We start from the raw sequence: 6,931 nt of genomic DNA, 5'->3' as shown, positions 1-6,931 counted from the left end.
GCCCGGCCGCGGTCACGGAGCCGGCCGCGGGGCTCCCGACCGGGTCCTCGGACCGCCGTGCGGTCCCGCGCCCCCGCGACCGTGCGGGCCGGGCACGGCGAGGGCCGCGGCTCCGCCGTCCCCGGCCCGGTCGCCCCCGTCGTGCCAGCGGCCGACGAGGTCGCGGTAGAGGGGCGAGCGGTCCAGCAGTTCGCGGTGGCGCCCGACCGTGGCGCGGGCGCCGTCCATCACCAGCACCCGGTCGGCCCGGTGGACCGAGCTGATCCGGTGCGCGATCACCACCAGCGTGCCGGGCCGGGCGGCGAACGCCCGCTCGGCGCGCGCCTCGGCCGCCGGGTCCAGGTGGCAGGTCGCCTCGTCCAGCAGCACCAGGGGCGCGGGCGACAGGTGGGCCCGCCCCAGCGCGACGAGTTGGCGCTCCCCCTGGGAGAGGGCCGCCGGGTCGACCACCGCGTCCAGCCCGCCCAGCCTGTCCACCAGCGGGCCGAGCCCGACCGCCTCCACCGAGGCGGCCACGGCCTCCTCCGGCACCTCCCCCGGCCCCCCGGGGCACAGGTAGCGGAGGTTGTCGCGGAGGGTGCCGGTGAAGACGTACGCCTGCTGCGGGATCAGCACCCGCAGCCGGGCCGCCGCCTCGGCGTCCCGACCCGGGTCCCGGGCCGGTTCCCCGTCCACCAGCACCCGGCCCGCGCCGGGGGCGAGCACCCCCGCGACCAGGGCGGCGAGCGTGGACTTGCCGATGCCGCTGGGGCCCACGACCACCAGGTGCTCGCCGGGTTCGACCACCAGGTCGACGTCGCGGAGGACCGGCTGGGCGGCCGGTCCGTAGGCGAAGGTCACCGACCGCAGCTCCACGCGGGAGCCGGCGCTCCGGCCGGCGGGCGCCGGGGGCGGGGCCGTCCGCGCGCCGTGCCGCGGGCCGCCTCGGGAAGCACCGGAAGCGCCGGTGGCGGTGCCGTCCGTGTCGGCGGCGGTGTCGGTGTCGTCCGGGTCGTCCGGGTCGTCCGGGCCGTCCCCGACGAGCCGGTCCAGGATCACCAACAGCCGGGTGCCCGCCGCCCCGAGGGCGCTCATCAGGGTGTGGAGGGCGGGCAGCAGCGACTGGGTGAGGTAGGTCAGCGCGCCCAGCAGCGCGCCCGCCGTGACGCCCCGCTCCAGCAGCCACGGGGTGGCGGCCAGCAGCAGGACGACGGGCAGGTGGCCGGCCACGCCCAGCGCCAGCGTGCGGGCCGCGGCCCACCGGGCGAGCGAACGGGCCGCGGCCACCTCGGCGTCGACCAGGCCGTCCGTCCGGGCCGCCACGTGCCGCTCGGCGCCGCACGCCACCACGTCCCGCAGACCGGCGGCGACGGCCCCGTACCGGGTGGAGAGGGCCTCGTCCGCGCCGAGGAAGTCCCGCTGGCGGGCCGCCATCGGCACCAGCGTGGCCGTGAACAGCAGCAGGCCCAGCGCCAGGGGCGGCAGGACGACCAGCAGCAGCGGGAGGGCGAGGGAGGCGAGTCCGGCCAGGGCCCCGGCCGCGGTGAAGACGAAGGAGCGCAGCACCAGCACCAGCCCGGCGAAGCTGTCGCGGGCGAGTTCGGTCTGGTGGGTGAGACGGGAGACGGCCGAGGCGTCCGCGCGGGCCGGGTCGGCCACGGCCCGGCGCAGGGCGCGGGTCACCACGCGGCGCAGCAGCCCGTCGCGCAGCGGCTCGACGAGGTCGGCCAGGCCCCGGAAGACGCCTCGGGTGGCCAGTCCGCCCAGGACGGTGGCCGCGGCGGCGACCGCCAGCCAGGCCAGCCCGGTCCCGGTCCGCCCGGCCAGGAAGCCCCGGTCCAGGGCCTGGGCCACGCCGTAGCCGATGAGGAAGGTCTGCGCCGACTCCAGCAGCGACCAGCCGCCGAGCAGGGCCAGTACGCGCCCGCGGTTCCGCAGGAAGCGCAGCGCCCGCGGCAGGAGGCGGCGGGCCGGTCCCGGGGCGCCCCGGCTCATCGGAGCCCCTCCCCGGCCGGTCCGCCGGCCGCGCCGGCCGTTCCGTCCGCCGCCGCTTCGCCGACGTCCTCGGCCGCGAACACCGCCCGGTATCCGGGGAGTTCCCACAGGGCCGCGTGGGGGCCGACGGCCCGGACGCGGCCGTCCTCCAGCCAGACCACCAGATCGGCGCGGGCGGCGGAGGAGACCCGGTGGGCGACGATCAGCCGGGTGCCGGCCCGCACCTGCTCCGTCAGCGCCCGGCCGACCTGGAGTTCGGTGACGCTGTCGAGGCTGGAGGTGGCGTCGTCGAGCACCAGCAGCCGGCCCGCGTGGGCGAAGGCCCGGGCCAGGCCCAGGCGTTGGAGTTCGCCGCCGGACAGCGGCGCGTCGGCGAGCGCGGTGGCGTATCCGGCGGGGAGGCGGCGGACGAAGGCGTCGGCGCCGGCCGCCCGCGCGGCGGCCTCGACGCCGGCCGGCCCCGGGTCGTACGCGCCGAAGGCGACGGCCTCGCCGACGGACGGGCCGAACAGGGCGGGGCGTTCGAAGGCGTAGCCGACCTCCCGGCGCAGTTCGGCGGGGTCGATCCCGTCCAGCGGGACCCCGTCCAGCAGCACCCGCCCCTCGTCGGGGTCGGCCAGCCGTCCGGCGAGCGCGGCCAGGGTGGACTTGCCCGCGCCGGAGCGCCCCACGACGGCCACCGTGGTGCCGCCGGGGACGGTCAGGTCCACGTCCCTCAGCACCGCCCGTCCGCCGCGCACGGCGGTGACGCCGCGCAGCTCCAGCCTGCCGGTGCCGTCCGGCGGCAGCGTCCGACGGCCGTGCGCGGGCCGGGGCACGGCGAGCAGTTCGGCGGTGCGGCGGGCGGCGGCGCGGCTGCGCACCAGGGCGCTGATCCGGCTCGTCACCCCGCCGATGCCGGCGGCCAGGGAGGTGTAGCGGGACGCGGCCAGCAGTTCGCCGACGCTCAGGTGCCCGGCGGCCAGGCGCATGCCGCCCACCGCCAGGACGGCGACCGTCAGCAGGGGCACCAGGACGCCGCCGCCGACGACGGCGTGCCCGTACACCCGCCACATCCGCCGTCCCTGGGCGGAGAGTTCGGGCAGCGGCGCCAGGACGCGGGCGCGCTCGCGGTCGACGGTGCCCGCCGCGGCCACGGTGCGGGCGCCGGCGAGCGCCTCGACCAGACGGGAGGCGATCTCGCCCTGGACGCGCTGGTAGTGCGAGACGCTGTCGGAGGAGTTGCGGGCGAAGGCGCGCAGCAGCAGCGCCAGCAGGGGCACCCCGGCGCAGAAGGCCGCCGCGAGCCAGAGGTCGGTGACGGCCAGGGCGACCAGGGCCCCCAGCGGGGTGAGGAGCGAGGCGAACGCGCCGGCGACGGTCGCGGGGGCGTTTCCCGCCTCGGCGGCGTTGCCCGTCAGGCGGGTCACCAGGTCGCCGGGGGCGAACCGGGCCGCCCGGTGCGGTCCCACGGCCAGCAGGTGGTCCAGGCCGCGGCGGCGCAGCCAGGCGGTGGAGCGGGCGCCGGTGGTGCCGGTCAGCAGGGCGGTCGCCGCGCCCAGGAGCACCTCGGCCGCGACCAGCGCCGCGCACAGCGCGAGCCACGGGGACGCTCCCCCGGCGCCGTCCCCCGCCAGCAGCAGGTCGAGGGTGTGGCCCAAGGCGGTGGGCAGGGCGATGGTGGCGGCGGCGGCAGCGGTGCTCAGCAGGCAGATCGCCGCGGCGCGGCCGGCGCTGTGGCGGACCAGGGCCGGCAGGAGGCGGTCGGCCGGTACGCGTCCGGCGGCCTCGTCCGGCTCCGGGGGGGCCGGAGGCCCGTCCGACGCGCCGTCGGTTCCGTGGACGGTGGGCTGGGTTGCCATGGGCGGTGGGGTCCTCGCGTCCGTGGACGGTGCGGCAGGGATACGCGCGGTGCGACGGGGGTAGACCACGGGCAACGGCGACGCGGCCCCGGGCGTCGTGACCGCCCGGGACCGCGTTGACCGTTTCACCACCGCGGAGTCAGGCCCCGCGGCGCCGAGGTCAGTTGCAGGTGGTGACGCTCAGGGAGCTGTCACCGCACAGCAGCAGGCTGGCCTCGGAGCCGCCGCCGGTGAAGGTCTCGTCCTTCGGGGTCTCCATGGTCTGCAGGTCGAGAAGCGTCATCTTCCTGTTCCTTTCGTTTCCGTGGGGACGGGATTTCCTGGTACGGCCTCCCTGACGGAAGACCGGCTCTGGGGCCGCCGGAGCGGCGGGAGGAAGGGCAGGTGCGCGGGCGTGTCGCCCAGCGCGCCGCCCAGGGCGAGCAGGCAGCCAGCGGTGCCGGTGGCGAGGTCCGTCGACAGCCGCATCATCTGCTCGCCGGGGAAGGCCAGATGGCCTCGGTACGGGAGGGCGGTCCGGGTCAGCGAGTCGATCTGGCGGCGCAGATCGGCCTCGTGGGCGCCGGGTTCGCCGGTGGTCGTGCGGGCGAGGTGGAGGATCATCCCCGCCACGCCCCGGAACAGGCCGGGCTGTGCGTAGAACCTGGACCGGGCGGCCTTGAGGATGTCGTGCCGCGCCTGCTCGAAGCGCTCGTCCTCGCGGTGGGCGGCGTAGTCGTCCAGCACCATGCCGATGCCGACGCTGCCGGCGCCCAGGTAGGGCATGGTGCGCCAGCCCTCGTCCACCTGGAGGGCGCCGCCGGCGCTGATCACGCAGCGGTCCAGGTCGCGGTGGAGGGCGCGGGCCGCCCGGTCGAGCAGGTCGGGCTGGCCGGTGCGCTCGTACAGCCGCAGGAAGAGCAGGGCCTGGCCCGCCGCGCCGTACAGCAGCCCGGCGCGCGGGGCTCCCTTGGCGGCCTTGCCGGCCGGTTCGGGACGGCCGGCGCTCCGGTCGGCCTTGTCGGCGACGAGTTGGGCGCAGCGCAGCGCCTTCTCGTGGAGGACGCCCTCGCCCGTGGCGGCGGCCAGGTCGTCCAGGGCCAGGCCGAGTCCGGACAGGCCGCCGTGCAGGTCGGGGGCGATGTCGTCCCAGGGCTGGGCGAGGATGGTGTCGACCAGTTCCAGGGCGCGGTCGGTGTGTCCGAACCGCTCCAGGGCCCAGGCGACGCCGGACAGGCCGTCGTAGAAGCCCAGCGGTGTGCCGGAGGCGGGTTCCTTGGTCCTCCGCAGCAGCCACTCCTCGGCGTCGGGACACCGTTCGCCGCCGGTCTCGGCCAGGGCGTAGAGCACTCCGGCCGCGCCGTGGGCGAGGCAGATGCCGCCGCCGGGGGCGAACTGGGCGATGTCGCCGGGGAAGAAGCGGTCCTCGCGTTCGGGGGTGGCCGAGGCGAGCACGGCCCGCGTCATGGAGTCGCGGCTGCGCGGCCAGTCGGCGGGGTGCGCGGGCAGGTAGTCCTCCGCGGGGTCGCCCGGCGCGGTGCCCGCCGTCCCCTCCCGTGCCGCGTCCCCGGACTCGGCCGGCTCCGGGGGACGCCACCCGCGGGTGATCTCCGCCACCGCCTCGTCGAGGAACGCGCGGGGTACGGCGGGGAACTCCCGGGCGGCGATCCGCGCCAGGTGCGCGGCCTTGCCCCGGTCGATCGCGAAGAGGTTGGTCAGCGGCAGGAACAGGGCGATGCGCAGGCAGGCCAGGGCGTAGCGGTCGACGTCGAACCCCCTGCGGTCGGCGGGGGCGACGAAGCCGGGGTTGGCGATGACCTGGCGCCGGCCCTCGTCGACGTGGGCGGCGGCCTCGAAGTCCAGCAGCACCACCGAGGACTCGTCCTCGGAGACCATGATGTTGAACAGGTGGAGGTCGTTGAAGACGACGCCGCGGGCGTGGATGGCCTCGACGGCCTCCTCCACCAGGCGGTGGACGCGCAGGGCCCACTCGGTGTACTCGGCTATTCGCTCGGGGCTCGGGTCCGACTCGATGAGCGGGTGCCGGCGGGCGAAGAAGCTGTTGAGCGGCTTGCCCTCGACGTACTCCAGGGCCAGGAACCGGTGGTCGCCGAGGGTGAACCAGTCGTGCACCTCGGGGGTCTGGGGCAGGCCGGAGAGCCGCTCCAGGGCCTCCTTCTCCCGGCGCAGCCGGGTCACGGCGTCGGCTCCGTCGGCGGCCAGGCCCGCGTGCGGACGGCCCTCCTTGAGGACGACCCGCTCGCCGGTGCGGGTGTCGGTCGCGACGTAGACGCCGCCGCCGTTGGAGAAGTGCAGGGCCTTCTCGATGCGGTACGGGATGTCGCCGACCCGGGTGGCGTTGCGGGCCCGGAGGTGGGGCGCGAGGAAGTCCGGCAGGGCGACCCAGTCCGGCACGTGGAAGGCGGGGTCCCTGCGGTCGGGCACCAGGCGGCCGGCGGCGTCCTCGATCGCGGGGCGCAGCTCGCCGTCCTCGTCGTAGCAGTGCCGTTCGGTGAAGCTGCCGTAGCGCACGTACACCGGGCCGTTCCCCCAGCGCAGGTCGCTGAGGATGTAGGGGCCCGGCTCGCCGGCCAGCAGCGCGTCCAGGTCCTCGGCGATGGCGCGACACCGCTCGTCGTCGGCCGGGTAGACGGTGACGAACTTGCCGCTGCCGCCGCGGTCGGCGTACTTGGCGTTGCGGTTGTGCAGCAGGTAGCGGTTCGGGATGAACTTGAAGGCGATGCCGCGGGGCACGCAGTAGTCCCAGACCGTCTCCAGCACCTTCTCGGCGTTGTCCAGGCAGGCGGAGACGTGGATCTTCCAGCCCTGCTTGGGCAGTTCGGCGTCCAGCGGGCGCAGGGCCAGCCAGTCGCCGGAGCGGTGACGCTGCCAGCCCTCGGGCGCGGGGCGGCGCGCGGCCTCGTAGCCGCCGGTGCGCTCGGCGTCGTCCGGGATGCGGTGGGGGGCGTCGTAGAACCAGCGGTCCGCGTCGCAGAAGACGGCGTAACCCTTGCTCATCGCTCCCCCTTCGGCTCGTCCGGCTGCACTTGCGGCGACGGCCATGACTTTTCCATGCGCGGCGGGTGACGGAACAGTCACAGCTGTCACGACTCGACCGTGAGAAACGCACGAGTAAC

Annotated in this window: 4 protein-coding genes; all 4 read right to left on the bottom strand. The window is 76.7% G+C overall.

Going from position 1 to position 6,931, the window contains the following annotated elements; translation table 11 throughout:
• Positions 1–12: 12 nt before the first annotated feature.
• Positions 13–1,974, bottom strand: coding sequence for an ATP-binding cassette domain-containing protein (locus ABD335_RS13585; RefSeq protein WP_344322541.1), 1,962 nt, complete (start codon positions 1,972–1,974; stop codon positions 13–15).
• A complete protein-coding gene (locus tag ABD335_RS13580; protein WP_344322539.1) occupies positions 1,971–3,815 on the bottom strand; it encodes an ABC transporter ATP-binding protein in 1,845 nt (614 codons plus the stop codon). The genes ABD335_RS13585 and ABD335_RS13580 overlap by 4 nt, the downstream gene beginning before the upstream one ends.
• Positions 3,816–3,975: 160 nt before the next feature.
• The gene (locus ABD335_RS13575; RefSeq protein WP_344322538.1) at positions 3,976–4,098 is read right to left on the bottom strand and encodes a SapB/AmfS family lanthipeptide; all 123 of its coding nucleotides are present in this window, start codon (positions 4,096–4,098) and stop codon (positions 3,976–3,978) included.
• Positions 4,095–6,812: a class III lanthionine synthetase LanKC gene (lanKC, locus tag ABD335_RS13570; RefSeq protein ID WP_344322537.1), complete on the bottom strand. Its 2,718-nt coding sequence runs from the start codon at positions 6,810–6,812 to the stop codon at positions 4,095–4,097. Before lanKC ends, ABD335_RS13575 begins: the two co-directional genes overlap by 4 nt.
• Positions 6,813–6,931: the final 119 nt, after the last annotated feature.

Source organism: Streptomyces macrosporus, assembly GCF_039533145.1.
Lineage (GTDB): Bacteria > Actinomycetota > Actinomycetes > Streptomycetales > Streptomycetaceae > Streptomyces > Streptomyces macrosporus.
This window is presented reverse-complemented; position numbering and strand designations above follow the sequence as displayed.